At 46.1% G+C, this 26,333-nt stretch carries 37 protein-coding genes and 1 pseudogene; 33 read left to right on the top strand and 5 right to left on the bottom strand.

What is annotated here, in order from left to right; genetic code table 11:
* Nucleotides 1–400 precede the first annotated feature (400 nt).
* The 27 genes and pseudogenes from QMN38_RS24055 to QMN38_RS23925 all read left to right on the top strand — a co-directional run bounded on the left by QMN38_RS24055 (nt 401) and on the right by QMN38_RS23925 (nt 17,446).
* Complete coding sequence (locus tag QMN38_RS24055) at nt 401–721, top strand: hypothetical protein (RefSeq protein WP_000834113.1); 321 nt, start codon at nt 401–403, stop codon at nt 719–721.
* 242 nt (nt 722–963) lie between these two features.
* Nucleotides 964–1,290, top strand: coding sequence for a hypothetical protein (locus tag QMN38_RS24050; RefSeq protein ID WP_000556022.1), 327 nt, complete (start codon nt 964–966; stop codon nt 1,288–1,290).
* 65 nt (nt 1,291–1,355) lie between these two features.
* Nucleotides 1,356–1,613 (top strand): hypothetical protein, encoded by a 258-nt coding sequence (locus tag QMN38_RS24045; protein WP_001052325.1) that lies wholly within the window; start codon nt 1,356–1,358, stop codon nt 1,611–1,613.
* Between the two features lie 229 nt (nt 1,614–1,842).
* Nucleotides 1,843–2,634, top strand: coding sequence for a hypothetical protein (locus QMN38_RS24040; protein WP_000774871.1), 792 nt, complete (start codon nt 1,843–1,845; stop codon nt 2,632–2,634).
* Nucleotides 2,635–2,684: 50 nt separating this feature from the next.
* Entirely contained in the window at nt 2,685–3,134 is a 450-nt protein-coding gene (locus QMN38_RS24035; protein WP_063660738.1) for a hypothetical protein, read from the top strand.
* A 165-nt stretch (nt 3,135–3,299) separates the two neighbouring features.
* Nucleotides 3,300–5,684 carry a phosphoadenosine phosphosulfate reductase domain-containing protein gene (locus QMN38_RS24030; RefSeq protein WP_000469469.1) on the top strand — a complete coding sequence of 795 codons (2,385 nt, stop codon included), beginning with the start codon at nt 3,300–3,302 and terminating at the stop codon, nt 5,682–5,684.
* 249 nt (nt 5,685–5,933) lie between these two features.
* Nucleotides 5,934–6,173, top strand: coding sequence for a hypothetical protein (locus QMN38_RS24025; protein WP_001180999.1), 240 nt, complete (start codon nt 5,934–5,936; stop codon nt 6,171–6,173).
* 62 nt (nt 6,174–6,235) lie between these two features.
* Nucleotides 6,236–6,547, top strand: a complete 312-nt coding sequence (locus QMN38_RS24020) for a hypothetical protein (protein ID WP_000172888.1) — start codon at nt 6,236–6,238, stop codon at nt 6,545–6,547.
* The gene (locus QMN38_RS24015) at nt 6,544–6,738 is read left to right on the top strand and encodes a hypothetical protein (protein WP_000159617.1); all 195 of its coding nucleotides are present in this window, start codon (nt 6,544–6,546) and stop codon (nt 6,736–6,738) included. Before QMN38_RS24020 ends, QMN38_RS24015 begins: the two co-directional genes overlap by 4 nt.
* 54 nt (nt 6,739–6,792) lie before the next feature.
* Nucleotides 6,793–7,326, top strand: coding sequence for an HNH endonuclease (locus tag QMN38_RS24010; RefSeq protein WP_000241452.1), 534 nt, complete (start codon nt 6,793–6,795; stop codon nt 7,324–7,326).
* Nucleotides 7,327–7,436: 110 nt separating this feature from the next.
* Nucleotides 7,437–8,048, top strand: coding sequence for a DUF6012 family protein (locus tag QMN38_RS24005; protein WP_001371923.1), 612 nt, complete (start codon nt 7,437–7,439; stop codon nt 8,046–8,048).
* Nucleotides 8,049–8,618: 570 nt separating this feature from the next.
* Nucleotides 8,619–9,428, top strand: a complete 810-nt coding sequence (locus QMN38_RS24000) for a toxic anion resistance protein (protein ID WP_000368643.1) — start codon at nt 8,619–8,621, stop codon at nt 9,426–9,428.
* Nucleotides 9,425–10,537 (top strand): toxic anion resistance protein, encoded by a 1,113-nt coding sequence (locus tag QMN38_RS23995; RefSeq protein ID WP_000609386.1) that lies wholly within the window; start codon nt 9,425–9,427, stop codon nt 10,535–10,537. Before QMN38_RS24000 ends, QMN38_RS23995 begins: the two co-directional genes overlap by 4 nt.
* Entirely contained in the window at nt 10,527–11,420 is an 894-nt protein-coding gene (locus QMN38_RS23990) for a hypothetical protein (RefSeq protein WP_000252081.1), read from the top strand. Before QMN38_RS23995 ends, QMN38_RS23990 begins: the two co-directional genes overlap by 11 nt.
* A 174-nt stretch (nt 11,421–11,594) precedes the next feature.
* On the top strand, nt 11,595–11,822 hold the full coding sequence (locus QMN38_RS23985) for a hypothetical protein (protein ID WP_000336109.1): 228 nt from the start codon (nt 11,595–11,597) through the stop codon (nt 11,820–11,822).
* A gap of 178 nt (nt 11,823–12,000) precedes the next feature.
* A complete protein-coding gene (locus QMN38_RS23980; RefSeq protein WP_000071366.1) occupies nt 12,001–12,321 on the top strand; it encodes a hypothetical protein in 321 nt (106 codons plus the stop codon).
* Between the two features lie 516 nt (nt 12,322–12,837).
* Nucleotides 12,838–13,149, top strand: coding sequence for a DUF957 domain-containing protein (locus QMN38_RS23975; protein WP_001165367.1), 312 nt, complete (start codon nt 12,838–12,840; stop codon nt 13,147–13,149).
* A 4-nt stretch (nt 13,150–13,153) separates the two neighbouring features.
* Complete coding sequence (locus tag QMN38_RS23970; protein WP_001371932.1) at nt 13,154–13,645, top strand: DUF3085 domain-containing protein; 492 nt, start codon at nt 13,154–13,156, stop codon at nt 13,643–13,645.
* A gap of 552 nt (nt 13,646–14,197) precedes the next feature.
* Complete coding sequence (locus QMN38_RS23965) at nt 14,198–14,401, top strand: hypothetical protein (RefSeq protein ID WP_000781547.1); 204 nt, start codon at nt 14,198–14,200, stop codon at nt 14,399–14,401.
* Between the two features lie 54 nt (nt 14,402–14,455).
* The gene (locus QMN38_RS23960) at nt 14,456–14,680 is read left to right on the top strand and encodes a hypothetical protein (RefSeq protein ID WP_000551490.1); all 225 of its coding nucleotides are present in this window, start codon (nt 14,456–14,458) and stop codon (nt 14,678–14,680) included.
* Between the two features lie 39 nt (nt 14,681–14,719).
* Nucleotides 14,720–14,920 (top strand): hypothetical protein, encoded by a 201-nt coding sequence (locus QMN38_RS23955; protein WP_000814953.1) that lies wholly within the window; start codon nt 14,720–14,722, stop codon nt 14,918–14,920.
* A 222-nt stretch (nt 14,921–15,142) separates the two neighbouring features.
* Entirely contained in the window at nt 15,143–15,454 is a 312-nt protein-coding gene (locus QMN38_RS23950; RefSeq protein ID WP_000633161.1) for a hypothetical protein, read from the top strand.
* A 53-nt stretch (nt 15,455–15,507) separates the two neighbouring features.
* The gene (locus QMN38_RS23945; RefSeq protein ID WP_000802040.1) at nt 15,508–15,684 is read left to right on the top strand and encodes a hypothetical protein; all 177 of its coding nucleotides are present in this window, start codon (nt 15,508–15,510) and stop codon (nt 15,682–15,684) included.
* 145 nt (nt 15,685–15,829) lie between these two features.
* The gene (locus tag QMN38_RS23940) at nt 15,830–16,111 is read left to right on the top strand and encodes a hypothetical protein (RefSeq protein WP_000703842.1); all 282 of its coding nucleotides are present in this window, start codon (nt 15,830–15,832) and stop codon (nt 16,109–16,111) included.
* A gap of 216 nt (nt 16,112–16,327) precedes the next feature.
* Nucleotides 16,328–16,933, top strand: a complete 606-nt coding sequence (locus QMN38_RS23935; RefSeq protein ID WP_000137794.1) for a hypothetical protein — start codon at nt 16,328–16,330, stop codon at nt 16,931–16,933.
* A gap of 335 nt (nt 16,934–17,268) precedes the next feature.
* Nucleotides 17,269–17,379 (top strand): annotated as a pseudogene (locus tag QMN38_RS23930) (DUF5431 family protein); the annotation flags it as partial.
* A complete protein-coding gene (locus QMN38_RS23925; protein WP_223152483.1) occupies nt 17,327–17,446 on the top strand; it encodes a type I toxin-antitoxin system Hok family toxin in 120 nt (39 codons plus the stop codon). The pseudogene QMN38_RS23930 and the gene QMN38_RS23925, both read left to right, overlap by 53 nt.
* A 608-nt stretch (nt 17,447–18,054) precedes the next feature.
* Here the strand turns inward: QMN38_RS23925 and QMN38_RS23920 are convergent.
* From QMN38_RS23920 to QMN38_RS23900, 5 genes are all read right to left on the bottom strand, one after another.
* Nucleotides 18,055–18,375 (bottom strand): hypothetical protein, encoded by a 321-nt coding sequence (locus tag QMN38_RS23920; protein ID WP_000332796.1) that lies wholly within the window; start codon nt 18,373–18,375, stop codon nt 18,055–18,057.
* Between the two features lie 281 nt (nt 18,376–18,656).
* Nucleotides 18,657–18,860 carry a hypothetical protein gene (locus QMN38_RS23915; protein ID WP_001015183.1) on the bottom strand — a complete coding sequence of 68 codons (204 nt, stop codon included), beginning with the start codon at nt 18,858–18,860 and terminating at the stop codon, nt 18,657–18,659.
* Between the two features lie 46 nt (nt 18,861–18,906).
* Nucleotides 18,907–19,257, bottom strand: coding sequence for a hypothetical protein (locus QMN38_RS23910; protein ID WP_000743059.1), 351 nt, complete (start codon nt 19,255–19,257; stop codon nt 18,907–18,909).
* Between the two features lie 59 nt (nt 19,258–19,316).
* Nucleotides 19,317–19,916, bottom strand: a complete 600-nt coding sequence (locus QMN38_RS23905; protein ID WP_001031420.1) for a hypothetical protein — start codon at nt 19,914–19,916, stop codon at nt 19,317–19,319.
* 98 nt (nt 19,917–20,014) lie between these two features.
* The gene (locus tag QMN38_RS23900; RefSeq protein WP_000778029.1) at nt 20,015–20,959 is read right to left on the bottom strand and encodes a DUF5417 domain-containing protein; all 945 of its coding nucleotides are present in this window, start codon (nt 20,957–20,959) and stop codon (nt 20,015–20,017) included.
* A 510-nt stretch (nt 20,960–21,469) separates the two neighbouring features.
* On the opposite strand from QMN38_RS23900, the gene QMN38_RS23895 reads away from it, so the two are divergent.
* The 6 genes from QMN38_RS23895 to QMN38_RS23870 all read left to right on the top strand — a co-directional run bounded on the left by QMN38_RS23895 (nt 21,470) and on the right by QMN38_RS23870 (nt 26,293).
* Nucleotides 21,470–21,646 (top strand): hypothetical protein, encoded by a 177-nt coding sequence (locus QMN38_RS23895; protein WP_001371930.1) that lies wholly within the window; start codon nt 21,470–21,472, stop codon nt 21,644–21,646.
* 416 nt (nt 21,647–22,062) lie between these two features.
* Nucleotides 22,063–23,247, top strand: a complete 1,185-nt coding sequence (locus tag QMN38_RS23890) for a hypothetical protein (RefSeq protein ID WP_001272971.1) — start codon at nt 22,063–22,065, stop codon at nt 23,245–23,247.
* A gap of 229 nt (nt 23,248–23,476) precedes the next feature.
* A protein-coding gene (locus QMN38_RS23885) for an IS3-like element IS911 family transposase (RefSeq protein WP_094461488.1) occupies nt 23,477–24,645 on the top strand; the annotation gives its coding sequence in 2 pieces (ribosomal slippage) (nt 23,477–23,726 and nt 23,726–24,645; 1,170 coding nt in all).
* A gap of 36 nt (nt 24,646–24,681) precedes the next feature.
* Nucleotides 24,682–24,846, top strand: a complete 165-nt coding sequence (locus tag QMN38_RS23880) for a hypothetical protein (protein WP_228737264.1) — start codon at nt 24,682–24,684, stop codon at nt 24,844–24,846.
* 314 nt (nt 24,847–25,160) lie between these two features.
* The gene (locus tag QMN38_RS23875; protein WP_000237191.1) at nt 25,161–25,862 is read left to right on the top strand and encodes a hypothetical protein; all 702 of its coding nucleotides are present in this window, start codon (nt 25,161–25,163) and stop codon (nt 25,860–25,862) included.
* 134 nt (nt 25,863–25,996) lie between these two features.
* On the top strand, nt 25,997–26,293 hold the full coding sequence (locus tag QMN38_RS23870; RefSeq protein ID WP_000856246.1) for a hypothetical protein: 297 nt from the start codon (nt 25,997–25,999) through the stop codon (nt 26,291–26,293).
* Nucleotides 26,294–26,333 lie beyond the last annotated feature (40 nt).

The following is a 26,333-nucleotide window of genomic DNA, read 5'->3' as shown; positions in this document are numbered from 1 at the left end:
AGCTGATAGAAACAGAAGCCACTGGAGCACCTCAAAAACACCATCATACACTAAATCAGTAAGTTGGCAGCATCACCGACGAGCTCGCCGAACTGTATCGGGCTTAATGCAAGTTAACGGTTTTGATAAAGTGGTTTGAAGCGACAAGCGGTTTATTCATTTTGCATTGTTTCTACCATAAAATGACAATATTAACGGCTTAGCATACGCCGCAGAGATAATTAGGGTGCCATTCATTTCCGGTTGTCTGTATTAACGAGTGTATTCAATATTCACTTGTTTCTCCGATATAGACCCAACAAAAAAAATGATGGTTGTGATACAGAACTTGTTGAATTAACATCCGGTACATTAACTATATTGGTAATTTAGACGGTTTCTAAATTAAAGGTGGACAGATATGAAGTCAGATACAGAAATGGTTTCTCCTATCGAGTTGCACATTGGCGATCATGTCCAGCGGCATGGTGCTTTATTTGAGGTTATGCATATTGTTGAATCCGAATGCGATATTCCCGGCGGCATCCGGGTAGCAGCATGCATTTCACGGGTTATCGGTGACGTTACGGGCAATATTCCTCGTGGTTGGCTGGAAACACCGAAGCGTATGGCTGAGCGAGGAGTTAAGTGGGCGACGAGTCTGCCTGAGGGGCTTTACTTTAACATCCAGGGGAACGCACATGCGAAAGTAAGCCGGGTTATTCGTAATGTGACTAATTGAAACTTTTTTCTGAATTGCGGTGTAAAAGTTACTTTTCACCGCATCGTTTTCCCTAACTACTAAATCAGAGCTTCTCTGAAATAAGCGGATTTAACCGCTAGCGATTTATTCAGGCCATTTTATTCTAATCATTATCCTACACTTCAAAAATATTCATTATTTTTTCTTCTGACCTATTAGCCAGAATTCTCGATTCGGTATCATTTACTTACGGTAAATCTTTTGAAAACGAGGTAAATGGCATGCATTCTCAGGATCCTATCACGAAATTAACCCAGACGTTGCAACGCGACGATGGTTCTCAGGTTCGTATTGTAGCGCAGCGGGGATATGGAAGTGGGCTTACAGCCTCGCTTGATGTGTACGTTCTCCGTCGTGATTCCTCTGAAAGCAACTGGTCACTGTGCGGAAAAGATCCTCACCCAGAGTGGAGAAAGATGTCAGTAGATGAGTATCAGAAATTTGGACGCTCTGAAATGCTGCGTTATGCCACACCAGGTGAAATTCTCAGGGTGGCATCCGCTATTGGCCAGCCAATGAGCTTCCTCGATGGCAACCCTGCGTTTTAGCCCGAACCCTGGCGACGCCTTTTAAACCGGCGTCATTCTTTTTACGAGCAACAGACGGAGAAAAAATGAATCTGAACGAACGAAGCACGAGCGCAGCAACGCCAGATTTGAGCCGACTTTATCTCATTTCCGGGCGCATTATGTTTGATGATGATGATCAGGCCTACCTGGTCGAAGCCGACTCCCCTGGTGATGCAGAGGAGGCTTTCCGGCATCATATTGCTGACAGTGCCGACGACTTAGAAAAGGTGATTATAGTTTCCTCTACAAGTTTCGCTTCAGCTCACAGCAGTCGCGTAATTTGTCGGCCTGCCGTGAAGTAATTTCAACTTCCAATGATATTTCCCTCTTTATAAAAGCCGCCGTCTGGCGGTTTTTATTTGCAAAAATGAATATTAATCCTGAATGATATTAATTTAAGATGAGGTAGTGTTCATATTCTTCTTCTTAATATTTTTTCTAAAAAAACGCCTTCAGGTTATTAGTTGGTATTAGTGTATTTGTTATGATCTTCTCATCAAATACATTAATTAAATAATCAAGGAGTCAACTGTGGCAGATAATTATACTCAGGCGTCGTTTATTATTCCCTGCACTCAGGAGCAGGCAAAAATGGCACAAGAAGCAATCACATTCGTTACCGAAGCAGAAATTGCAGAAGGTGAGCGTTTGCTTGATAAGCCACTGACAGATTGTTCTCTGACTGAGAAGCTGATCCTCAGTATTATCGAGAACCACCCTGAGTATGACCCTTCTGAGCCGAGCTTTGGGCAACCATCCTGCCCAGACTGCAATTATGAACTGTTGTTCGCAACAGAAGTTACCAGCAGTGGGCTGGCAGTTTTTCATGGAGAGACCATTGATCTTGACCATGCAATTTGCCTCACAACTGCCGTGCTGTCGGTATTCGACCTCTCGGAAATGGTAACAATTACTGCTGCATTTACATGCAGTAAAAGCCGGACAGATGAATTTGGGGGTATGACTATTCTGGTCACAAAGGATACCCACTATTACCAGGATGGCTGTCAGTTTTCTCGTCTCATGAATGAGGCTCACAAAGCCGGTATCCAGTATGCTCTGTGTAAAGTGACGCATTACCACGGTGAGAGCAGCTATGTGGCAAGCTATGTCCTGAGCTGCGACGTAGCGGATTCAGCCCAGGAGGTCGTTAACAAACGACTGAAGGCATGTGCCGGAAAAGAGCCAGAAGACGGAATCTATATTCTGTGTGAAGAAGACAACACTAGTCTTTCGGTCGAACTCGTTACAGAACTGTCTCCGCTCGATTACGACAAGCTGAGCAAGCTTCTCCCTTCCCTTGACACCCTTTGCGGCGCTTAAGCCTGCCAATTACCGTAGCCACCGGTTTCCCCGGTGGCCTGGAGCCTGCCATGACCAATAAATTCATAGTTTCTACCGTTGATTGTATCAATGAATTTGCAAGTGACGTTCCGCAGAGTGTTTCCTTACGGATAGATACAATGCTTGAACAGCGTATCCGCAAATTGGCGGCATACGTGAAAGAAAACGATCTTTATTTAACTGAGTTTTACTTCTATGACGCTAACTGGTCATTTTGTGGTGAAGATGAAATTCAAGAAATAAAAGACATGGATGAATATAAGCATAGCGACAGCATAAAGCAGGAAGCGATGCTGCGGGAAGTAATGCCATCAGCACGTACGGAATGCCCGGTTATTAGGGTGATGAAAGATTCATTTCAGCTTTCAGCTCTACCACGCCATTGTGGTGATGACATGACTCTTAACACTCCTTTTATTCCGCTGTCTGAGTTGAAAACAAATAATACGGCATTTATTACGCCGCCAACCTATAACTAATAGCTGTGCCGGGTGATTAAATTACAATGGATTATTTTTATATATATTGACATTAAATCCGCGTGATTTTGATTTAATATAATTTCGCTAAATGGTTGCGCTGTAGTTATTTTAAAGTTCTAATAATATCAGTGATGCAGCATATACCGTGGTTCAGGAAAATATATGTTTATTGAAAAAAGCGACTCATTCCTTGAATTATCCTCAGAAGTTATTTTTCCTGAGGCGGCTAATGCTGCCATTTTGAAACATGATAAATGGGCGGATGTTTGGGAGACCCTGACAACCGATGCCGATCTGAACTATACCGATGAAAAGGAGACTGTGAGTCTTTCTTCTCTGGTCATGTCAGCCACATCTGCTATTTATCAGGCTATTACGGACGGCTGGACAATGTGCGTGGGATACAGTGGCGGCAAAGACTCCCATTCTCTTCTGCACCTGTTTCTGATGGCATTGATCAGGGCAGTACGTAACGGCACAAATATCAGCGAACATCATTTCATTCAGATGTCCGATACGCTGATCGAAAACCCTGAGATGCACTATCAGGCTTCACAGGTTCTCAACCAGCTCAGAATGTTCATTGCTGAACACCAGCTACCGGTCACAGTCCTTGTCGCCCGACCGTCTCTTACGCAGAGCTGGGTCGGCCGCATTCTGACTGGGCGCGGACTTCCGACCTGGACTAATTCTTCTACCCGACAGTGCTCAACCGACTACAAAATCGCGCCCCTGCGCCAGGCCAAAGCTCGTTACCTGAAAAACGCCCCGGCATCCGTTCGAAGCAGGGTATGCCTGATGCTGGGCTCCAGGGATGATGAAAGTGCCCGAAGGGCCGGAAATATCCTCAAAATGGGAGGGCAGGCGAGGAAAGTAACCCTGACTGAGCACGGTGGTGAACTCTATCCGGTAAAGGAGTGGCGCACTCAGGACATCTGGTCTTTTCTGATGGCCTGTGGTTCCGAATCACGCTTCCCTTTACCAAGCTTTATGCCGGATAACTTCAGCCTGGCAACGCTTTATAAAGACGCCACCGGGGAGTGTATCTGGTCGCCGGAGAAACCCACTCGAACATCAGCTTGTGGGGCTCGATATGGGTGCTCGCTTTGCACAGCAGTAGGGGTTGACCATTCAATGGAAACGCTCCTTCGAACTGACCCGGAGAAATACGGTTATCAGGCTGGCCTGAGTCGTCTTCAGCGATTTCTTTCTAAGATCCAGTACGACTGGAGCCTGCGGGATTATATCGGTCGTAAAGTGTTCGAAGGCGGATATGTGCGTCTTCAACCCAATATCTTTTCTTCGTCCCTGACTGAACGTCTTTTTCATGCCTGTTGCAGCCTTGATTATGTTGAAGCAAGACGTGCGGCAGAGCATCGCAGAAAGCTACTTTCCGGCGAGGTTGACGATACGGCTTATAACCGTCGTATGGCTGAGCCACAATTTCGGCTTGTACAGGAAGCAAACGTGATCCACGTTGATTTCCTCTGGTCGTTGCACTGTTTCAACCCTCGCCCGTTTCGGGCAATTGAGATCTATCGCAGGGTCTGGGAAGAGGCCGATCTGGACCTTCTTGAGGATGAGCCTGACATGCAGCCTGTGCCCCGTACACCAATGCCAGCTCCACTCTGGATGAAACTGCCCGGAGGCCGGTTCGGTACAGCTTATGATGGACTGACTGATACGTTGCCGCTGATGACCTATTTTGACGGGCAGGCTGACCCCAGGGCTTCACGTAGCCTAAAGACCGGAGAGAGCAGTTCTGTCGTCGTGGCATTCGAGGAAGAGGATGAGCTGACTGTTGAAGAAGATACGGCGTCCTGGATTATCTGGCATGAATACGACGGGTTACGCCAGCGCATCGCTGACGGTGAGTTTACTCCAACGACTGCTGCTCAGTATCTTCTTCGTTATGGCGCGGTCCGAATTTCAAAAGGCAAGGGCGCTGTCTATCATCGTCTCGCACAACGGGGACAAACCTTTTCCCGCCTGGGGATAGGCGACAGAGTGTCGCTTCCAGAGCTGGTTGCCAGTCGGCGTTTTAAAATACTCAGTGATTCTGCATACCGTCAGGTTGTAGCCCGGAAATTGCGTGGACAGATAAAAAAGTTCAGATTCTGGGCATGCGTAGCTGCCTGTGTTCAGTTGCACGTACACAACAAGACGGCACTCGGAGAAAGAATTTTAACGTTACTCGAAGGTGAGAGGGAACAGCAACAAGGTGCGATCCAGGCGAAGCTGAAGGCGGGAATGATGGATGCAGTTCTAACTCTGTGTAACCAGCGACTCCGGGTGAAAGAAAATACTAACCAGCCAGAGGAGTTCCGCTATTACCGTGCCGTAAGAGCTCGTTTCATGCGCCATTTATCTGAATGCCTTAAGCCAGAAAATGGCGGCGTTATCCGTGACGTTATCTGGGAACTGAGGGTGCTGAGCAGTGCTCACGGTACGACCAAAACAGGTTTTTACTATGTCGATAGCAATCGCCCGACAGCGAAAGGACTGTTAAACCGCCTTCTGATGAGGATGGTCAAGCAGGTCGTATAAGCGTCTGAAACGCGAAACACACGAAAATGGAGGGGTTATACAAAAAAAACTTAGCTTTGATCGTGATGTAATGTGGACATCATGTCCAAGCGTTGCTGCATCCAGAAAAGTAACTTTAATCCTGTTGATACAGCCCTTGCATTACCTGTTTACGCATAGCGTGGAAACGTTCTAATTAAACCAGACGAATATAAATTTAAATTAATTCACTCACCCCCGGAATCGGGGAACTAAACAAAAGGATCATCAATGCAAAATCAAAATACACCCGCTCAGGAAAAACACACCGTATACCTTTTTAATGCCGAACATGCTGACAAGACAGCCGCCAAGCAAGCCGGGAAACTCTTCACGCTGGACATTGAACACCCAATGACCCTCAACGATCTCTCGCTGCTGTGTGAGTCGGTCGCGGACGCTGTGGGAGCACCTGGCGGAATTAAATATGAAATCACAACAGAGCCTAATGGGGTTCAGGAGGAATACTGAATCAGTGTGGTGTGAGTCCATTTTAATTTGACGTTTCATGAGTTCTATCGAGAGGCTGAAGTATGACTTTGAAAATGGAAAGTTCCCGGACTTCCAAGCCTGAGGGGCCATTTGTATTAATCACTTTTGAGGGGGACGAATTTCTTTTTGATGACAGACATAATGTCGTCAAGATAAATGGCAGGCCTAAAAAAATGGATGTAAAGCGAAATTATTTTGAGTCCGATCTGGGAGAAGGGAAAGCGAAATACTGGACTTTAAATATCGAAGAGGCTCATCGGTTCAATTCGATTGATGAAGCGACAGAACAACTTTGTAAACTGAGTCGCCCTCATCTGATCAAAATTCGCAAAGTTGAGGGGGTATCTGAATGACCAAAGAGATGTTTTTACGCATTTTAAATGAGGCACAGGCTCGTGTGGATAACGATTCGCTTCCGCTTGATGTTCGTATCCGGTCACGCACCACGGTAAATGATTGCGTCATCCGGGCAGATAAAGAGGGGTGGCCTATTGAGTATAAACAGAAGGTCTGGGTAGATGCAGTCAGTGGCTGTTATCTTTAGCGGTTACTTAAGCCAGTTCCTGTGCCCGTGAGCTTAGTAAAGGCGGAAAATGATATGGTCAAGGTGATAAATATCAACGGGAATTTAGTTGAATTACCTGAGCCCTCAGCAAAGTTATCCAAAGCTGAATCACCTGATGGTAGGTTCTCAAAACCTAAAAATAAGATCTCTAAAATACAGCGAGCTGAGCTGCGAATGAAATTTGGGGGGCGTTGTGCCTATTGTGGTTGCAAGCTTCCTGAAAAAGGGTGGCATGCCGATCATGTTGAGCCTGTTCGACGCGACTTTGAACTGGTGAGAGCCCCTGTCGGCAGCGGCGTAACTCATGTTGCCCGAAGTACGGGTAAGGTTATGCACCCTGAACTGCATGCTATAGAAAACTTATTTCCATCATGCGCCCCCTGCAACCTTTTTAAAGGAGCTTTTAGTGTTGAAGGAATGAGAAAAGAAATTACCAAACAGGTTGAACGGGCTCGCGCATATAGCGTGAATTTCCGTACCGCAGAACGTTTTGGGTTGCTTCATATTGTAGAAAAACCGGTCGTCTTCTGGTTTGAGCAGTATAACGAACAGAAACAAAACGAATAATTTCTGTGAAACATAAAAGAAGTTAATCAGCAGTGGTTTACTAATTAAAGAGTGATTTAAATATTTTGATGCTGCTGAGGAGCTGCCTGGTATATCCTTCAAAGGAGAAAATGATGTATCTGCATCTTGTGCCCCGTATTCTTCACCATATGAAAAACAAGTGTACTCTCGTGTCAGTTTCTGTACCTGAATTGTCACTTGAGCTTAAAGCTGATTCGCTGGTGGCAATGAAACCTTATCCCAACAAGTCCTACCACGTTGTCATGTTGAAGGGGCGACGTGCATTAAATGGCTTTCTGGTAAAAAGCCCACGGACTTTAACTGAGTTCACAATGATAACAATCTGGGAAATTGAAGGCTTTGGAAAAATTAGTCATACCGTAAAAACGCTCGTTCAGGACAAAGACTATGACTTGGTCTCCCATGATGTCCTTTTGGCACATGCATACCATCAGAGGGAGGAAGAATTGGGGTACCGTGTACATCCATCCTATGACAGTCTAGCTCCCGTCGATTTTGAACCAACAATGCAGTCAAGGTACATAAAGGAATCCGATCTTTCCCACGACGTATGGGAAACCTATTCATGGGGGGAATTGCTGCGTTCGCGTGAAGAGACATTTCTGGCGATGACCATGTCATCTGCTCGTTTAAGCCATCCAGCATTCATCAGAGGAAACCGACTTCCTCAAACTGACCAGGCCATCATTATCAGTTCGTAACGACCTTTTATTCTTTTTGATGCCAGGCGAGTCTCCTTTTGCCTGGCCACTTTGATTTATTGCCTGGGAGTAACCTATGGATGAGCAAGATATTCTCCGCGTTATAAACGGCCGTGAGATTGATGCTTCTGACCTCCTGGAAGAAGCTATGCCGAACGCAGCCCGACGCTTTTATCGTTTAACTAACAGCATGAACAAATTGCTTTAGGAGGTCAGGGAGCACTTTCCTGACGCGATGTATTACTCTGCCAGCGGAACGGTAAGCCTGCTGTTGGGGAGCAGCCACGACAACAATGACCATCCGGTTAGAGAAATGGTCGCTGTAAGGTCACCAGATCTAAACATTGAAGGCGGTGATTGGTAGGTCAAGCAGGGGATCTATGTGCACTTCATGTCCTAACTTCATCCAGTGCTGAATTCAGTGCACAGACAGTAGGGGACTTCTCCTTTAATCAGAATGGCAAAGGGTTACGTGAGGATCAGATTCTATTTTTTTGCCTCGAAAACGGATAAACCCAGGTTTTGGCGCTTTAACCGAAAAATCAGCAGAACGGTAAATGATAGGCTGTCATGGATAACCATTTTGAGGCAAAAATGAACGTTTCAACTGACAGCAGCAACATATCGATAGCAGAACTCAAAGAAGAATTTATACCCGGTCTTCTGCTTAATGCTGGGGCAATAAGCCATTACGGCGACTCGGCTTTATCTTCGAAGGCTATGGATAAGTATTCAAATCTTCTGGAGAAAGACGCAGTTACCGCTTTATCAGGAGCCTTGAACCGTATCGTAAGTGCCTTAGCGGAGGCAGATCCACGTTCTATCAGTAGCAATCCATCCTGGTTTTCCCGCTTTACGGGCAAACACCTTGAAAAGCGCGTTCGTTACCAACACGCACGTGAGAAGGTGGAAAATCTTATTAATGAGGGGAACGGATATCTGACACATGTGAATGAGACGCTACTGGCTTTAGAAGAGCTGCTTGAAACATATGTGTCAGAAATCAAACGCCTTAAAATTTTTATCCAGGCAGGCCATGAGTTCCTTAGGGATTCTACCGAAGAAAAAAATAGTGACGATCTAAGCCTTGTCTTCGATAAACCGAGGGAAAGATTTGCCAGACGTTTAGCTAACCTGGCAACACTGCTTGCGTCTCATGAAATGGCCGCCATGCAGATGGAAATCACTCGCGGGACTTGTATAGATATTGCTGACCGCTTTAACGAAACTATAAAAGTCCTGGTTCCAGTATGGCGGCAACACACACTTTCGCTGTTATCAGTAAATAACACTGACCCTACGATTGTTAGAAAAGCTAATCAGGCCCACGAGGCTCTTCTAAAAAGCCTGCGACAAAATTTAGAGGGATTCCAAAAATGATTAATAATTTGACCACCAAAACTGAGGTTGTTGCTTTTACTTTGACTTCCGCTGAACTGGAAAAGTTCGGGCTGAATGAGCAAGATGAACAAGAGATTAAAGCCGTCGCGGAATGCATTAATGCCGATGATCCAGGAACAGTTTATCGTTTTGGCCGGGCAATGGGGGAAAACACTGCTAATTATGCGGATAGCCTGCTTGAGCAAATTCGCAATAAAGATTTAGACGAAGCCGGGAGCAAATTAACTGAAATTATCAACCTTGCAAGAAATGTAAACATCTCGAACTTAACTGAAAGTCGTTCAAATCTGCCAGTTATTGGCCCTTTGTTGGATAAAATCCGCACCCGTGGGAAGAATTTCGCCGCACAGTTTGAATCAACTCGTGAACAAATCGATGCTCTGGTTTCAGAGGTTTCAGTTACACAGAATAGCCTCGGTTCTAATAATATTTCGCTCCAGCAAATGTTTGATGAAGTCGTTAAAGAACACCACTTAACAGGTGTACATATTGCTGCCGGTAAATTAAGGCTGGGAGAATTACAATTAAAAGCAGAAAATCTCAGAGCTAATGTTGGTAACAATCCTGCTAAGTTCCAGGAAGTATCTGATCTGGATACGCTAATTGCTAATTTAGAAAAACGTATTGGCGATTTAGTTGTTTCTCAGCAGTCTGCTATGCAAGTATTGCCAATGGTACGGATTATACAGGCAAATAACCAAAGTCTTATCGACAAGTTTCATAGCGTCAAAGAGGTTACTGTCCCTAATTTCAAGCGTCAGTTTCTGTTAGCCATTTCTCTAAATGGACAGCGTAACGCTGTAAATCTTGCCAATGATATCGATAATGCCAACAATGAGTTACTCCGTAGTAATGCAAAATTACTGCATCGCAATGCAGTAGAAACTATGAAAGCAAACCAACGGCTGGTTATTGATATAAGCACCCTTAAAGAGGTGCAGGATACGCTTATCCAGACGGTTGGCGATGTTGTTAAAATCCAGAGAGAAGGGGCTATTAAGCTCAGGGAAACAGAAAAACAGGTTCTTGCCATGCGTGAGAATTTGCGCACCCGACTGACACAAAAAGGGGTAGATCATGGTGCGTAACCTTAAGAGTAGTGACGATTTTTCCCGTGAACTGTCATTTCTTTTTCACCGGTCTATAAAGATTAGAAATTCAGGTTTCGCGATATTTGGTGCGGGCCTGCTGATAATGATTTTTGGTCTTTGCTTGTGGTTGCTGTCATTACACCTCTCACCTTCAGTTCTGGACTTTGATATTGATGTGCCCTTGTCATTCTTCAATTCATCTGAAGGTGAAGATAAGTTAGTGGTTTCGGATTTTGGCGATGCATTTGGAGGCTTCCTAACTACATATTCTAAGTTGCTATTAGGGATTATGGGGCTATTAGTAGTTTCTTCAACTGCCTTTAAAATTTTAAAGGGGGAGGAAATAGGTGAGATATTCCCGATGCTTCTAATTGCTGGCGCTTTTCTTATCGGCTTGTCAGTTTTTACATCTGCTTTAGGTTCGGAAGAGACTGATGCCACTTCAGCTTCGACTGTAAAGGTTATCAAGAAATATGTAAAACATGAAAAATACGATAAACTTGTCGCATATTTAAATGATAGTAATTGGCCCTCAGGCGAAGAGGTATCTGTAAACTATTTAAAGGCGCAACTACATATAAAACTCGGCAAGCCAGATGTGAAGTTAACACAGAATGTTGTTAGGGCGTATATGTCTGGTGTATTACAGTCAAATATTCCCGTGAAAGTTCGTTATGCATTGGAAAAGACAGCTTTAGATAAATCCGTCTCACCACTTGCGATTCGTTATGAGCAAAAACGTATGTCTAAATCACATACCTTTTCAAAAGCGTCGGTTAATTGTCTTAAAGTAGGTAGTCCCGTCGCATTCGTTGGCGTTTTGTTCGCTCTTCTTGGTATAAAAATCAGGCGGCGAGTCAGATTCTTAGAATCAAATTGAATGAAAGCCCGGTACGCTGGGCTTTTTTATTCAGTAACTTTTATCAAATATGTAGTAATTTACCGGAATCTGCTTCTCCAGCTTGTTAGCTGAAAAGCTTACTCAAGTATAATAATCTACTTCTGATTATGTTTTTTATGGTTTTATTTTTACACAACTTATTAAGGATACATGATGTGTAACTTTACTCCTGTTCAAATTATTGCTGATTATATACTGAGGTTTCTTAAAAATAATACTGATGCCAAGCTTTATGAGGCAATGCAGCGTCTTGAAAAGAAAATTGGTCAGTTTGTCGCTGATGGGGTTGATGAACATCAATTACGCTCTTCATTAAGCAAAGTCTGTCGATCTCGTTCCAGGGCGGCTCTTAAAGAGGAGTGTGAACAACTCATTCCATAAAAAGAACATCATACGGGAAAGTTACTTTAACGGTGAATGGCTCGCTTCTGGCGGTTTAAGTTGACGGCCATTCCTACCATAGCCATCATAAAGTATGATTAGCATTCGAGTGTGGCACTACTAATTTTAATGGGCTACGCATTCAGTCTCCACCTCTCTAACTATAAAGGTTCTTTTCATGTCCAATAGCTTCGATAAGCCGCAAACGCTCCCGGTACATAATTCTGATGCCGAACCCTTTTTTCCGAAAAACCTTGGTCCATTTATCGAGCAGGTATCCGGAAGGGATCTGGCAATGCTCACAGAATCAGAGAAGGAAAAACTTGCGCACCTGATCAGAACTGGGCGTAAATATGGAGTTTCTGTCGCTATCGTTCCTGATACAGATTCTGCTGAGCTTCATGAATTACTGTCTAATGCCGATTCCATTGAAAGGCAGTTTTCCATCTATGAACGCATCCAGACGAAGATTGCGTTCACGCGGTGTCAGGAAGCATAAACAAAGTGAGAAATACAACTACGTGGTATGACGTAGAACATATTGAAATCACCACAGGCGAGCGAGGCGGCAGGATATGGGTGCTGAAGCTCTCCTGTGGCCATACAGTATTTCGCCGAATACCTCCTATACGTCTTCATAACCTCACAGCTTTTTCTCTGCGGGAGCCCCCAGAAAAATGTCGGTGCTCTCTTTGCAATTCAAGTCCATAATAAAGCCTTTTTAAAGGCCACAAACTGCATATCACTGGATAAATCATCCTCTACAGCGTTCATTCTTAAACGCAAAATTTATATTTCATTCATTCTATTTTAAAAGCGTTATAAAAGACGGAATCCTATTTAGTCTGTTTGATGCTTAAATCATCTTCAGTGCCTTTTATCTTTTACCCAGCGACTTTAACATTAACCTGAGCAGAAAACTTGTTTTCAAACTAAGTTCGAAAACTTTCTGCTCAGGTTATTAGCCGGGTAAGCCACTTTGTTATATTTGTTTCATGTTAACAGAGGAGGCGATATGCAAATTGAAAAGGTGATGTCATTACTTGAAGTGCTTTCAAGCTGGCTTGAAGATAACATCAATATGGATTCTGAAATTATCTTTGATAATGACGAAGATAATACCAACTCAGAAATTCTGTATCCTGCTGTAGAAAAGGCTAATGCCGTTTTGCGCAAAATGGCATCTTTATCTTCAGATTCTGTTCATGCAATTCGACAGCGCTTGCAGCTTGCCGTAGAAGGCAAAGCTGAATTGTCCCTCAAGGATGTGGGAGAGCTTCTGCTGGCAACAAAGTATCTGATGTTGTCCACTGAAGAGGGAGAGTAAGCCTGTGACCACTCTCGTATTTGAAATGGCAGATATCAATAAACTGATCGAAGAAATTCGCACCGCAAAAACGTTTTCGGTCACCCCAGATCAGATCTATGACCCGGCATGCTATCCGGGGGGAGCCCTCCTTAACGCTGAGGGACAGACTGAAGAAGAGGCGCGTAAAGCTGGTAGGGTTTTCTTTCCCTCATCCTCAAAAATTGCCAGCACACATCTGGTGCCAAAAGTGCTTCTCGCGCACAGTCATGGTGTATACCTGATCACTAATGCTGAGCTTGAGGGCTCTCCCGCATCCCGCGATACTGTGGCTTACGCCCAGGGGATGAATCCAAAACTGGATGAGGACTGGGATTACGCTTGTGATGCCGCTTTGGGTGGGTCTGATTGTAGCTATACCATTCCCGTTGAGTGGCTGGAGTTAGCGGTAGAGCAGGGTTTTCAGGAGTTTCGACTTCGAATGAGTGAAACCAATATCAAACTTGTCAGCAAATAGTATGTCCTTGCTGTATCCAGTCAAACATTGTCCGCCAGTCGAGCTGCTGGCGGATTGTTTTATATAAGGCCGGGAAGGTATGTCAGGTTTAAGCAGTTCCGCCCAGAAGCTTACAAGGGCGCAGATTTACGTGTTAAGACGGATGGCATCCGGCACGATCTATGATATCTCTGGCAATTTCAGACGGGCCAGAGAACGGCGTACGTTTATGGGGAATCCTGATGATGTGACGTGCAGGAGCTCTCCGGTCCTGTTCCGGCTGGGCCTCGTGGAGTTATGCCAGCCAGTAAGGCATCTGGAGCCAGGTTTATACTATCGGCTCAAGTTGAGCTCCTCAGGGCATGAAGCTCTTAAGGCGAACGCACACCTCTAACATTTGAGATAGTTCGTTCGCAGCCAGGAAAGTAACTTTCATCTCAAGTGTGACCCTTACTACCTCATTTATGAGTAAAACCCCCCTCTGATATGTCGAAAATGCTCATTTATACGAAAATAGTTTCTCTTCAGGTGTGATGTAATTACTGAGAATTCTCCCTGAATGGAAGGCAACCGATGAAAATGTTTTTTACCCCTTATGTTCGTATCGTTTTCTATTTTTGCGCATTGATTTTTATTGTTTACAGTTTCAGTGATTTTTTCCAGGGCGTCCCTGACAGCACCTTCTTCAGTGCGGTCATCACGCTACTTGTTATCGGAACCATTGTTGCCCGGCATCTGGATCGCAAAAAATCTCTCAAATATACTTCACAGATTTAAGTTTCCACTCAGGCCACTCTCGGGTGGCTTTTATAATTTAATAAGGACCGGTTCATGCATAACCACGAAATTCAGACCATTGCTATATTTAGTGCCCAGTATAAAAACATCGAAGATGCTGAAAATGCAGGTGCTTTATATTCAGTAGATATTGAATATCCGATGACACTAAATGATTTATCGCGGCTTTGCGACTCTATTGCCGAAGCAGTAGGTGTGCCTGGCGGCGTCAAATACCAGTTCGTGTCCCAGCCGGAAGCGCATGAAACCAGCTTCTGATAACCAGTAACCAAACTGCCTAAAAGCAGGTGCAAAGCCATGAAACAAACAAAGTCTTCTATGTCACGTATTGTGCAGCTGTACGACGGGAGCCGATACGGAAACTGCGAGCAGGCTGATAACGAAGGAGAGCTTTTTACGGTGGTGTTGAATAAGCCTTCGCAGATCGATGACATCCGTAAAATCGTAGACACAACCGCCGAAGTACTTGGCAAAGCTTTGCCAGTACTCCTCTTTTAAAGCTTACATCCGTGAAGGATAATTACGGTCTTACTACTTTCAGTTTTTCATTCCAGTGCCGTCCATTTTAATTTATCGATTTTAAGCGGTCGGCGCTATTTCATTGTTTCTTTTCCGACTGTAATTCCTTATATATAGGAATATTTCAAAGAATTTATCTCAGGTTATTTGTGGCGTGGTGCCAGTTGTTATAATGATTCCACATAATCTGGAGAGTCAATCATGATCACATCTCTAATGAATTTCCGCGATTTAACCGGAGAGGCAGTCATCCAGGCGCGGCAATGCGTTATTAATGCTGAGATCGAAGCGGCCCGGGAAAAGGTAATTCATGCTCGTTCGTTATTCAAAGCGGGTATACATAATGTTGTAAACGGTAGTTCTGGCATTAAGGCTGCGGCAGCACATTTTCTGGTGATAAAACGTTTACAGACTGACACTCGGTATCTGGACGCGGTTATCACTGATAACCTTTGCATGTTTTCTCCTGAGGGTTATCTGTATCTGTTTATGCAACAACGTTATTTCCTATAAAACAATGGGTTAGGTAAGTATCTTTCCATTAAAAACATTAAAAAGGTGACTTGATGAAACCATTTGGACTTGCCGGAAAACCCCGGCCCGAACCTTGCGGCTGCTGCTGGTATACCCGTGAGGACTGCCCTTACGTCAGCGCAAAACAGATCTATCGCCGCAGGCAGCGCAAGGCAGAACGCCAGCGTCAGCGCAGCACCATTGTGATGGCCGTTTCTGAATTTCGCTGACCTCTTCTGGAAATATCATTTTTTCTCCAGAAGAATTTTAAAATAAAGGGAAATCTTTTCACGGGTATCTGATGTTTATTGTTTATGGTAAATTGCGCCACATTAATTGTTTGTGGCGCAGTTCGTGATGGCTTAAGGATATAATATGAAAATCAGCCAGCTGGAATCCGGGATGCAGGTTTGGTCTGTAACCCGTACCAAAATGGGAAATACCACCATTTCAACGGTCATTGTCCACCCCGTTGTCATTATTGAAATTCATGATAACCATGTGATTGCTCGCTGGAACGGCAATGCACCACGTCGGTTTGGAGAAACGGCTATCAGGGGCTGGAAGAAGGAGAAGCCACTGCTTGTCCGTGAGCCTTTCGGAAATGTTCGTCTGGCCACCCGGGCTGAAAAAACCGCTATGCAGGAAAAAGAGTAATACCCCCTTTTAGCACCCACAATTTCACCGTCCATCTGCCTTTAACCTTGCCTGTTATTAACGGAATCCTTTCTGACTGGGCGGATCCCACGCATAACCTGAACTGTTGGCTAACCGTCTTACAGCCAAATTCCCTCCTTTATCTGGCAGGAGTGCGTCCGTGAGCTCTGTATGATCTACGTGTTTGTTAAGTAGAGCACATAACAGGAGTGGGGTATGACTGAATTAAATAAAAGCCCGTCCGGTTTTTCCGGAGCTGATGTCAGTAAAGAACAGGCTGCCATAAGGGCACTTGTAGAAAGAGTAGTGACCAACTATCGCAGCCGGACAGCACCTGATCGGGTTCAAAAGGCTTCGGTAGCGTTTAATGGGGGATTAATCCTGACCCTGATGCTGGCCTTGACGCTATTGGGCTACCTTGTGGCGGAATTGCTCAGGGGGTATGTTGCGGATAGTTCACCCTATGTGCCCGGTCTAAGTTATTCGCAATTTTCGATGCTTATGGTCGTTGAGCTGTGTCTATGCTTTCTTGCATGGTTTTTGGTTGTCACAGGGGACTATCCCCGGCCGTGGATATTTCAGGTAGTCCCGATGGAGCAGTACTGGTTCTTTGACGAAGTGGATGACGACGATCTTGCCCGGCTTTCCTGTAACCCTTACATCAAGCGCTGGCTACTTGATGAAATGTCCGGTATTCATCGACTGACCTACACGAGGCTGCATGATCGACTGGAGCGCATCTGTAATATTGCATCCCATCTCGAATACAGCCGTATTCAGGCACATAAGATTTCCCTAATCAACGGAAGCAGTGCCTCCTGATCCTACCATTGCATCCGGAAATTAAACGGGCAGGAACTGCACTGTATGTTCCGACCCAGCAGCTGCCCGTTACCCTTTTCTTTAGTATAAAATGACTTTCGCCGACAACCGGAAGTGAATCATGTCAAATAAATGAAAAATCAGTAATTTATGTAGGCGGGGTGTTTGGCTGATCAGGGCAGGGTGGTATAATAACGCTGGTGCTGGAGGCTTTTGCCCCAGCCAGCGGTAACACTGTTTGACTGTGGTAAAAGCAGAAAGCCCCGAGTAATTTTTCAATTAACCCGAGGCCCCTGTATGCTAGTCACATTCAGAGTAGCCTCTTGCCTGCTTAAATGCAAGGAGAAGAAGGCCATGAAAATGCCGAACCAACCCATTGTTTTGTGCATATTAATAGTTTGTTTAACGCTGTTGATATTCACCTGGCTCACACGAAACTCGCTTTGCGAGTTGCGGATGAAAGACGGAACAAGGGAGGTATCTGCTATCCTGGCCTACGAATCCGGTAAGTAGCTGACAAAGAGGGGGGCAACCCCCTCTTTTCGGGGTGTGGATTAGTATGCCATCGGCACCTTTTGAAAGGGTTTCTCCAGTCGGGGAAACCCTTTTTTCCTCCCGTCTTGTGGCATATAGCCTTTTGTATAAATCAAGAACCAGACCCAAAGAGTCCCACTTCACGCAAACCGTTCAAAAGCCTTAGCGTAATCCAGTCGGGAAAAATTTCACCGGTGCTCGTCCGGGCACGTACCGGAAACAATGGACTTCTCACTGGTCGGTAGCTCATAGAACGTAGCCATTGCGGTCAGTCCTTATTCTGTACCCAGTAGAGTTTTATGGCCGTCTGGCAAATCGTTCAAACATTGTCATTTCTGTTCTCGCTGCATCCGGTCAAATGATACGGTGAATTCAGCTCATGGGCATTCGCATCGCAGTCTACGAAGGCACCAGAAGTTTGAGGATGTTACGCAAAGAACAGTTATCAGGTTTGCTGGTGGGCGTAATGCCTACCTCTACTTTACTTCATAGGGATTCTTCTGCGGGGAAGCAAGAATTGACTCAACGTTGTCCGGTCGTACCAGATTTGTCGCGGAAAGCGCCTTTTTGTGAGGGGGGCCGCAGCGCTAAACCTTTTCCTGGAACGACATGAAGGACAGCAGAGCGTCCGCCCTGGAGGACAGCTCAATACAGTCTCCACGCTGCGGTTCTATCTCTTCGTCAATGGTTTCATTGTACCAAATACGCAGCCGCCATCCCTTCGCAGGGAAAGCGCTCTGCATCGCCAGGACCATCCCCTCCGGCGACAGCAGTTCTCGACAGAGGTAGCAGGCCCCGATCCGGGTTGAATCCCGCAGCCACATTACGGGATACTCTTTAACCAGTTGGTCATACACGCATTCTGCCATATGAAAGTAATTTTCGTCAGCCCTGCAAAAATCACACATTCGATTTCCTTAAATGGTGTTCATCGAGATAATTCAGAAAGTTGATTCGCCAAACTACGGGGCATTTCTTTAATGGCGGAGCTTTACATCACTATTTCTGTCATTTTCAAATCCGCCGGATACAGCAATAATTGCACCGAACAGCGGTTTGAACTGCAATGCATCCGTAGGGTATGCGACAATAATAAGGCTCTTCCCGTACTCTTAAAAATGGAAGAGTTTAAAACCCATACTGCTGGGATGAGCGAAGCACGGTACATTATGCCAGCGTATAAGGGCCGTCATAACTTGTTTTTTTCTAGAACACGGCGAAGTTTTCTTACCTGGGAAGCTGTGGAAAGCGTACCGGTTCGGGGATGGCATGCGCTTGCCTTTTCACCTGGTTTGAGTACATAGGCTAATGCCAGCTCGTTCAGAGCCGCCTCAGCTTTCAACAGGGCCTCAATGGCCGTGTTCAGGTATACAGTTCGGCTCTCATGGTTCATCAGGATTTTCCTCACAAGGGTAAAAATGACAGGCGATACCTGCCGTTTACCCTTTGTCTCCGTTAAGAATGGCATCACGGCAGGCTTCCCAGATTACCTGGGCATTAGCATCACACTCCACGAACCCGCCGCACTGATCGTATATCACCTGGTATACCTCAGGGGGAATCTTCCCAGGCGCAACCGGAGTTGAGCGTTTGCCTTTATGAATCTCATCTGCGGTATCACAGACAGCGTCGAGATGCCGCGACATCCACTCAGATAATTTCAGACCCTCTCGATTTGCCTGTTTTACATAGCGAACCTTTCTGGAAACCGTAGATCGCATCTGAATCTGTGTCACAGCTGGCACATCTTCTTTCATGGCATTCTGTAATGCAGCTTTGGGCTTTTTCATGTTCATGGTTGCTTTAAATTATTCTGGAGTTCGTCTGATATAAATGCTGACGTGATCTGTCAGCGTCGCTTAAATAGTTTATCGCCTTCCGCCAGTTCGCCGTTGAGCTGTTCAATCACGCTCCAGATGAGCCGATCATCCGGCGTTGAGCCTGCACACTCTTTCACGACCGCCACGGGTCTAAATTCTTCAGGGTCTGCCTGCCCGGAGGTGAAGAGCCTGCTCTCAATCCAGTGGGCCCCCTCTGTGCAGCAGTGGCAACTGGTTTCAGGTGGTTCATCCAGACCGTCCACTCCACAGGCTGAGCAGGTGAACAGTTTGCGAGACCCACCAGCCAGTGGCGTATCGCAAGCTGCTGGAAGTGCGCCAGCATTGCGCCAGTACAGCACATGATTTGAATCGTAGCAGTGTCCATGAAGCAGAAGCGAAACGCCGCAACTGCGAGTTTCAATGGCTTTGCCTGTGCCAAGGTATTGCCCGATCTCGTCCCATACGTCCACTAAGGTGTCAGGCAGCGGACGCGTAACAGGGAACTTAGCGCAGTCGTCCGGGGTGCCTTTAATGCAGCAGAGGGCCGAATACGCAAGCTCCTGCATTTCGTAGGAGTACTGACCACATACCACGCGTTCCAGTTTGTCGATTAGTTGTTCTTTATTCATCATACTCAGCCTTATTAAACAAATTCATTACGCCACTGGCACCATCTGGCCGGAGCAGACTGCGGCCCGGTAGTAGAGCCGCAGGGGGTGTCGCTGGACTAACAGGTGCTCAGTGAGTCCCGCACTTCCTCATGACTGGTCATTTTCAGAAGAAGCTTTCCAGGGCAGCGTGGTTCCGCCTGTGAACGGGTGACGTCTTCGTTGATTGCCTGGATATGAGCAGATTCAACGGTCCGACGCTGTACGACATGGTTGCTCAGGTTGAATTCGCACTGGAGCCTTCTGGCATCAGAATCCGCGTTCATTGCAATACGTTCATCAAAGCGGCGGTTCATTCGCAGAGCCTCTTCGTGAGCTGCATCAACAAGGGTGCGTCTGGTGACATAGTCGTTACCAGCAAAAAACGATAGCTGAGCGTGTTCCGAAGAGTAGTCGGAGCTTCCCTTACAACGGGCAATCGCGGCTTCAGAGTGCAGGATTAATGAACTCAACCGTGAACAGACGTCATTGATGGTGCCGGTTTTCAGACAGTCGTGGATAAGTGTCCAGGCGGAAATGCTCAGCGGGCGGCTGGTGATCACATAGGGATTGTAATGATCAACCGTTACGATAGTACGCAGTGAATGAAGCGATTCGGACTGCGTACGTAAGTCACGGCGAACAGTACATGCCACCGAGGCAACATCTTTACATTCTTTGTCGGACATCGAGTCCAGTACGCGGATCTCCACCTCTGCCGCCTTTGAGGCGATATGCGCACTAATCTCACCCTTAAGACGTTTGTAGTCAGCCTTGAAGCTTCCCACGCTGTCAATATCGATCCAGTAACCACAGCTGTAACCAGCATTACCAAACTCGTCATCTTTCTCATAGTTCGGACAGCCGTCATTGCTCCAGCCAGCTTTTTCCAGCAGCTCGTCAATAGCGACCAGCTCAGCCATTGGTGCATGTTCGATAATGAAATAATGGACACGGCCCCAGGCATATGCGCGTGAACGGCCATCAACAGAAGTATCAGAAGTCGTCTGACGGGAAAGTTTCATGAGGTACTCCAGTTCTGCCCGGTACCGCCGGGGCGGTGGTGCGAAAGCCGCACCATGAATGACACTATGATCCTCCTAACTTCTATTGTCAATACAATTGAAGTGGCGTTGTATTTATTCATTATTTGGACCCGGCTCGTACGGAACGACCGTCGGGACTTGCCAATTATTCTGCGGTGAGCAGGGGGAAGGGAACATCCCACCGCTTGTTTCAAGATGTACAGCCAAGGAGGGCGCAGAATGCCTGACAGAATCATCGTGCAGCGGTAGCGAAAGACCTGACAAACGGGAAAAGTATCCTTTTATTCCAAAGCCAACCTCAGCTTTTAATGTCGCCAGTACGTTTCTTAAACATGCCAAATCGGTCTCTTATACGGCCGGATGGGCCCGATGAAAACGATAAAATGAGAAACAGAACCCGACACATCGCTGCTCTCTGGGAAAGCCGGTCAGCAGATGGAGCGCCAGGAACTAAATCCGCTGGTTTTAATAATGATTGAGGAGAACAAGATGAAAGATAACAAGACACGTCCTGTAGACTCGTATGCTCATGCTGATTTCATGGAGTCCGTCTTCAGCAACCTCAGGGCTTTCTGTGATGCGGAATGCCAGCGGCTAACTGCCGGTTATCCCCCAACTGTCAAACCAGAACAGCAAAGCACTGACGGCCAGCTGTCGGCGGCATAAATCATTACCTGCCAGTTCGTTCAAATTTCCGCTTCCTTAAGCCCGGGCCAAAAGCCCGGCTCAATCCAAAAACTGAACGTACCGGTTTACCTCTATATCTCCTCAATCCCCTGCGACTTACAAGAGACCCGCACCGGTTTAGCCATTCCTGTCCTGCCACTCTCTCATCACTGGCCCAGACAACCGGAAAAGTAACTTTTCTCTCCGACTCACCTTCTGAACCAGCTATTTTGCTTAAACGTAAAAACGGCCCACTGTTGTGAAGATTTAAAACGGACGGATCGAGTAGTATTGTCTCAGGAATTTTTTTTAAGAAAAGTTACTTTTTCTTCTGTGCAACCTATTAGAAAAAATGTCGAACCTGGTATTGTTGTGTTGTAGCGCAGTTAAACAACCAACCAAAAGAGAGAACAAAAATGTCCGCAATCGAAACTGAAGTAAAAAACAACAGCAACGAAATCAGCCTTCGTGGTTACCTGGAACGCACTGGTAACGGTGCCCGTAAAGGTAACGGCCTTATCATTGACCCTTCGGTTGTTGTAGAGCAGGAAGGCTTTAACACCCGCACGGCCGGTATGGGCGAGCTCTACTATTCAATGCCTCACGTTGTGGAACACCTGAACAGCCTGGCCGATGCCTACATGGAAGACCCGTTCAGCGTGACGCCTATCGTTGTTCAGATGGTTAATGGCGTACCTGTACTGCGTCAGGGGGCTTGCCGTATCCGTTCCATCGCTATTGCAAACCGCCAGCTGGAAGCAGAAGGGCGTGAACGCATTACTCGTATTCGCTGCGAAGAGTTTCGCGGTAGCGCTTCAAAAGCAGAACTCTTCACCCTGACCGGCAACTCCAACCTGGCGCTGTCTGTCGTAGCTGAAGCGCTTTCAATTAAGCGTCTTGTTGAAGATAAAGAAGAGCCTAAGACCTTTGCGGAACTGGCAAAAAAACGTGGTAAATCAGAGCAGCATCTTCGCCAGATGGTTCGCGTACTGGACCTGCCTTCTGAACTACAGACCATGCTTGTGAGCGATCAGGTGAGCATGTACGTTGCGCTGGACGAGTATATGTACAGCGGTGAGGATGCGGTAGATAACATCAACAAGGCGATCTCCATCTATGGTAAAGCGACGAAAAACACGCTGAAATTCGTCAAAGCTGCCAAGGTAGAAGAGCGCATGGCAGATCCGCAGACTCCGGAAAACTCCGGTGATGAGCAACCGGCAGGTAATGCTACCGTTAACACCCCGGTACCGGATCAACTGAATGATGAAAGCAATACAGAGACGCTGGTTACGCCACCGGTACAGGAACCAGCTCCGGCTCCAAAGGACAGCGCTCCTAAACAGAACCCGGCAGGTAAAGCACCATCCATGTCCAGCGTTCTGAACAAAAAGACCGTGACCGTCATTGCCGACACCGCGATCCCGATTTTTGAACGTATTGCTGAAGAAGCCAAGCTTAAAGAAGGTGAATCTGTCAGCACTGATACTTACACGCTTGTTCTGACCAATGATGAAATGAACGATATCATCAATGCTCATGCTGACCTGAAAGAGTACCTGCGTAAGCATGCTGAGAAGATGAATAAGGGACAGGCATGATTTTCTGACCGACCCCTCCATCCGGACGGGTCGGTAACTTTTTCAGGACAAGGGGAAACAGGGCAATGAAGAAGGCTTTTATCAACGTAGACAAGACTAACCCACTGCCAGTCCTGACGGATTCGGTGACCCGGGTAAGTATTCAGTGCACGGCAAATGAAGTGGCACACTGAATTTGGCCACCTGAACAGAGGTGATATGCTCACCTCAGAACAACACAGGTGCTCCAATGAAAAAAAGAAATTTCAGCGCAGAGTTTAAACGCGAATCCGCTCAACTGGTTGTTGACCAGAACTACACGGTGGCAGATGCCGCCAAAGCTATGGATGTTGGCCTTTCCACAATGACAAGATGGGTCAAACAACTGCGTGATGAGCGTCAGGGCAAAACACCAAAAGCCTCTCCGATAACACCAGAACAAATCGAAATACGTGAGCTGAGGAAAAAGCTACAACGCATTGAAATGGAGAATGAAATATTAAAAAAGGCTACCGCGCTCTTGATGTCAGACTCCCTGAACAGTTCTCGATAATCGGGAAACTCAGAGCGCATTATCCTGTGGTCACACTCTGCCATGTGTTCGGGGTTCATCGCAGCAGCTACAGATACTGGAAAAACCGTCCTGAAAAACCAGACGGCAGACGGGCTGTATTACGCAGTCAGGTACTTGAGCTACATGGCATCAGCCACGGTTCGGCCGGAGCAAGAAGCATCGCCACAATGGCAACCCGGAGAGGCTACCAGATGGGACGCTGGCTTGCTGGCAGGCTCATGAAAGAGCTGGGGCTGGTCAGCTGTCAGCAGCCGACTCACCGGTATAAACGTGGTGGTCATGAACATGTTGCTATCCCTAACTACCTTGAACGGCAGTTCGCCGTGACCGAGCCAAATCAGGTGTGGTGCGGTGATGTGACCTATATCTGGACGGGTAAGCGCTGGGCGTACCTCGCCGTTGTTCTCGACCTGTTCGCAAGAAAACCAGTGGGCTGGGCCATGTCGTTCTCGCCGGACAGCAGGCTCACCATGAAAGCGCTGGAAATGGCATGGGAAACCCGTGGTAAGCCCGGCGGGGTGATGTTCCACAGCGATCAGGGCAGTCATTATACGAGCAGGCAGTTCCGGCAGTTATTGTGGCGATACCAGATCAGGCAGAGTATGAGCCGGCGCGGAAATTGCTGGGATAACAGCCCAATGGAACGCTTCTTCAGAAGTCTGAAGAACGAATGGATACCGGTGGTGGGTTACGTAAGCTTCAGCGAGGCAGCTCACGCCATAACGGATTATATCGTTGGATATTACAGCGCACTAAGACCGCACGAATATAACGGTGGGTTACCCCCAAACGAATCGGAAAATCGATACTGGAAAAACTCTAACTCGGTGGCCAGTTTTTGTTGACCACTTCAAAAAGATGAAAACGGGGCAGGGATCGAAGTGAACATCCTCGACCTGATTCAGGATCATGATACGGATGAAGTGAAAGTGCAGTTTGGGAGCTCGCCTGTTCAGGCTCTGGCGATGCTCCGCCGGGTTATGACAGCACTGGAAAAGCAGGCAAATGCAGAACTGCAACAGAATTCCTGCTCGCGTATGCAGTAAACGGTAAAAGCAGAATGTTCCCTACTGGATAAACCCGGTGGACCTCACGGAGAGCAAGTCACCGAATGGTTCACTGTTAAGTGATATACATCCGGATTTATAAGGTTTTGCAGCATCCGAATAGGCAATAAATAGAATTATTTTGATTTATCTCAGCAAGGAAATGGAAAGCTACCAGATTTTAGGATAGCGAAATGCCTGTATCGCTACTCTGCTGAATTAGAAATGATTTTAAACGCAATGCATAATGATAGAATAGCAATGCCTTTAATTATTTGTCACGTCTGAATTATATGTAGACTTACGGAGAGGATATGGTAATTACTTATTCATTATCGGAAACGTTTAATATGTTTTTACGCGAGATTATTGCATCTGGACTTGCAGTTTTTTGCGCATGGTGCGTTTTGTGTCTTTTCTCTGATCAGGAACGAGGTAAAGAGGTTCCTGTTTCTATGAAAAAAATAACTTCAAAGTCAGCTTTCTCCTACTTTATCAGTTCTCAAATTGCCGCTTTTATTATCTCCTTGTTGGGTTCAATCTTAAGCACGAAATGGGACAACATCGTCTGGAATGATGAAATAAGACAGTTTTATCTGCATGTAGGATTTGGGCTGGTAGCTTGTGTATTCTGTCTGCTTGTAATCTTGCATGAGAAATTTATCAAAAGAAATTTAAATGTTTATTCTGGTTATTGTGGTTCACTGGCAGTTAGTCTCACAGGAATCTTTGTACTTTGTGCGTTATATCTGACATTTTCATTACCATTTCATTATGAAGAACGTCTACTTAATGATGCATCCTTGGTGGCTTCGGATGGCGTTGAAAATTCAGTCGTTTTTGCAGACGGTCGTTACTGGGTTTTTGAACTGGGCTTACCATATTTCAAACAGTCATTGCTCAAAGAGGTAAGAAGGGGCAGGTACCAGCTAATCTGCACTACAGAAAAAAAACCAACATGCTGGTCTGGCAAAAAACTTCCCGAAAAACCAACCTCTTTGAAAGCTAGTTCATAAAGATTTAAACTGCTCGCTTAAATCCACACTGGTCCAATTTTGAAAATTTATTGTGTTTTTAAAAGAAATTACAGTGTGGGTTATTAGCCAGTAGGTCGGAGTTTTATATAATACCCAAAAACACAGGAGGTATTATGAAAACCAATCTGGCCTATGCATCTAATTGCTCCGATTCTGTCTACTCCTATATTTATCAGGCACTGCAACAACGCTCTGGTGCCGAGAATGAAAGCCTTTATCAGCAGGCCATTTCCAGCTGCTGCACAGATAAACAAAAAAAGAAACTGGCCGGGTATTATGCCGGTCCATGGCAGCTGCTATTCAACGCGTGGTGTAACAATCGCGTCCCTAACACAGCGGTGCTGGCCCTTTTACTCCAGCAGTGCTTATCTCATTTCCAGTGCGAAGAAGTGATCGCAGCCTGGCAGTAACCCTATCAAGCCCCTTCGTATAGCGGAGGGGCAGGAGATA

The organism is Citrobacter sp. R-1.5.2 (genome assembly GCF_035064245.1).
GTDB lineage: Bacteria > Pseudomonadota > Gammaproteobacteria > Enterobacterales > Enterobacteriaceae > Citrobacter.
This window is presented reverse-complemented; position numbering and strand designations above follow the sequence as displayed.

Excerpts from the sequence above, each read along its gene's own strand:
- QMN38_RS24055 (WP_000834113.1), top strand. The coding sequence starts at position 401 with ATGAAGTCAGATACAGAAATGGTTTCTCCTATCGAGTTGCACATTGGC.
- QMN38_RS24050 (WP_000556022.1), top strand. The coding sequence starts at position 964 with ATGCATTCTCAGGATCCTATCACGAAATTAACCCAGACGTTGCAACGC.
- QMN38_RS24045 (WP_001052325.1), top strand. The coding sequence starts at position 1,356 with ATGAATCTGAACGAACGAAGCACGAGCGCAGCAACGCCAGATTTGAGC.
- QMN38_RS24035 (WP_063660738.1), top strand. The coding sequence starts at position 2,685 with ATGACCAATAAATTCATAGTTTCTACCGTTGATTGTATCAATGAATTT.
- QMN38_RS24030 (WP_000469469.1), top strand. The coding sequence starts at position 3,300 with ATGTTTATTGAAAAAAGCGACTCATTCCTTGAATTATCCTCAGAAGTT.
- QMN38_RS24025 (WP_001180999.1), top strand. The coding sequence starts at position 5,934 with ATGCAAAATCAAAATACACCCGCTCAGGAAAAACACACCGTATACCTT.
- QMN38_RS24020 (WP_000172888.1), top strand. The coding sequence starts at position 6,236 with ATGACTTTGAAAATGGAAAGTTCCCGGACTTCCAAGCCTGAGGGGCCA.
- QMN38_RS24015 (WP_000159617.1), top strand. The coding sequence starts at position 6,544 with ATGACCAAAGAGATGTTTTTACGCATTTTAAATGAGGCACAGGCTCGT.
- QMN38_RS24010 (WP_000241452.1), top strand. The coding sequence starts at position 6,793 with ATGGTCAAGGTGATAAATATCAACGGGAATTTAGTTGAATTACCTGAG.
- QMN38_RS24005 (WP_001371923.1), top strand. The coding sequence starts at position 7,437 with ATGATGTATCTGCATCTTGTGCCCCGTATTCTTCACCATATGAAAAAC.
- QMN38_RS24000 (WP_000368643.1), top strand. The coding sequence starts at position 8,619 with ATGGATAACCATTTTGAGGCAAAAATGAACGTTTCAACTGACAGCAGC.
- QMN38_RS23995 (WP_000609386.1), top strand. The coding sequence starts at position 9,425 with ATGATTAATAATTTGACCACCAAAACTGAGGTTGTTGCTTTTACTTTG.
- QMN38_RS23990 (WP_000252081.1), top strand. The coding sequence starts at position 10,527 with ATGGTGCGTAACCTTAAGAGTAGTGACGATTTTTCCCGTGAACTGTCA.
- QMN38_RS23985 (WP_000336109.1), top strand. The coding sequence starts at position 11,595 with ATGTGTAACTTTACTCCTGTTCAAATTATTGCTGATTATATACTGAGG.
- QMN38_RS23980 (WP_000071366.1), top strand. The coding sequence starts at position 12,001 with ATGTCCAATAGCTTCGATAAGCCGCAAACGCTCCCGGTACATAATTCT.
- QMN38_RS23975 (WP_001165367.1), top strand. The coding sequence starts at position 12,838 with ATGCAAATTGAAAAGGTGATGTCATTACTTGAAGTGCTTTCAAGCTGG.
- QMN38_RS23965 (WP_000781547.1), top strand. The coding sequence starts at position 14,198 with ATGAAAATGTTTTTTACCCCTTATGTTCGTATCGTTTTCTATTTTTGC.
- QMN38_RS23960 (WP_000551490.1), top strand. The coding sequence starts at position 14,456 with ATGCATAACCACGAAATTCAGACCATTGCTATATTTAGTGCCCAGTAT.
- QMN38_RS23955 (WP_000814953.1), top strand. The coding sequence starts at position 14,720 with ATGAAACAAACAAAGTCTTCTATGTCACGTATTGTGCAGCTGTACGAC.
- QMN38_RS23950 (WP_000633161.1), top strand. The coding sequence starts at position 15,143 with ATGATCACATCTCTAATGAATTTCCGCGATTTAACCGGAGAGGCAGTC.
- QMN38_RS23945 (WP_000802040.1), top strand. The coding sequence starts at position 15,508 with ATGAAACCATTTGGACTTGCCGGAAAACCCCGGCCCGAACCTTGCGGC.
- QMN38_RS23940 (WP_000703842.1), top strand. The coding sequence starts at position 15,830 with ATGAAAATCAGCCAGCTGGAATCCGGGATGCAGGTTTGGTCTGTAACC.
- QMN38_RS23935 (WP_000137794.1), top strand. The coding sequence starts at position 16,328 with ATGACTGAATTAAATAAAAGCCCGTCCGGTTTTTCCGGAGCTGATGTC.
- QMN38_RS23920 (WP_000332796.1), bottom strand. The coding sequence starts at position 18,375 with ATGTGTGATTTTTGCAGGGCTGACGAAAATTACTTTCATATGGCAGAA.
- QMN38_RS23915 (WP_001015183.1), bottom strand. The coding sequence starts at position 18,860 with ATGAACCATGAGAGCCGAACTGTATACCTGAACACGGCCATTGAGGCC.
- QMN38_RS23910 (WP_000743059.1), bottom strand. The coding sequence starts at position 19,257 with ATGAAAAAGCCCAAAGCTGCATTACAGAATGCCATGAAAGAAGATGTG.
- QMN38_RS23905 (WP_001031420.1), bottom strand. The coding sequence starts at position 19,916 with ATGAATAAAGAACAACTAATCGACAAACTGGAACGCGTGGTATGTGGT.
- QMN38_RS23900 (WP_000778029.1), bottom strand. The coding sequence starts at position 20,959 with ATGAAACTTTCCCGTCAGACGACTTCTGATACTTCTGTTGATGGCCGT.
- QMN38_RS23895 (WP_001371930.1), top strand. The coding sequence starts at position 21,470 with ATGAAAGATAACAAGACACGTCCTGTAGACTCGTATGCTCATGCTGAT.
- QMN38_RS23890 (WP_001272971.1), top strand. The coding sequence starts at position 22,063 with ATGTCCGCAATCGAAACTGAAGTAAAAAACAACAGCAACGAAATCAGC.
- QMN38_RS23875 (WP_000237191.1), top strand. The coding sequence starts at position 25,161 with ATGGTAATTACTTATTCATTATCGGAAACGTTTAATATGTTTTTACGC.
- QMN38_RS23870 (WP_000856246.1), top strand. The coding sequence starts at position 25,997 with ATGAAAACCAATCTGGCCTATGCATCTAATTGCTCCGATTCTGTCTAC.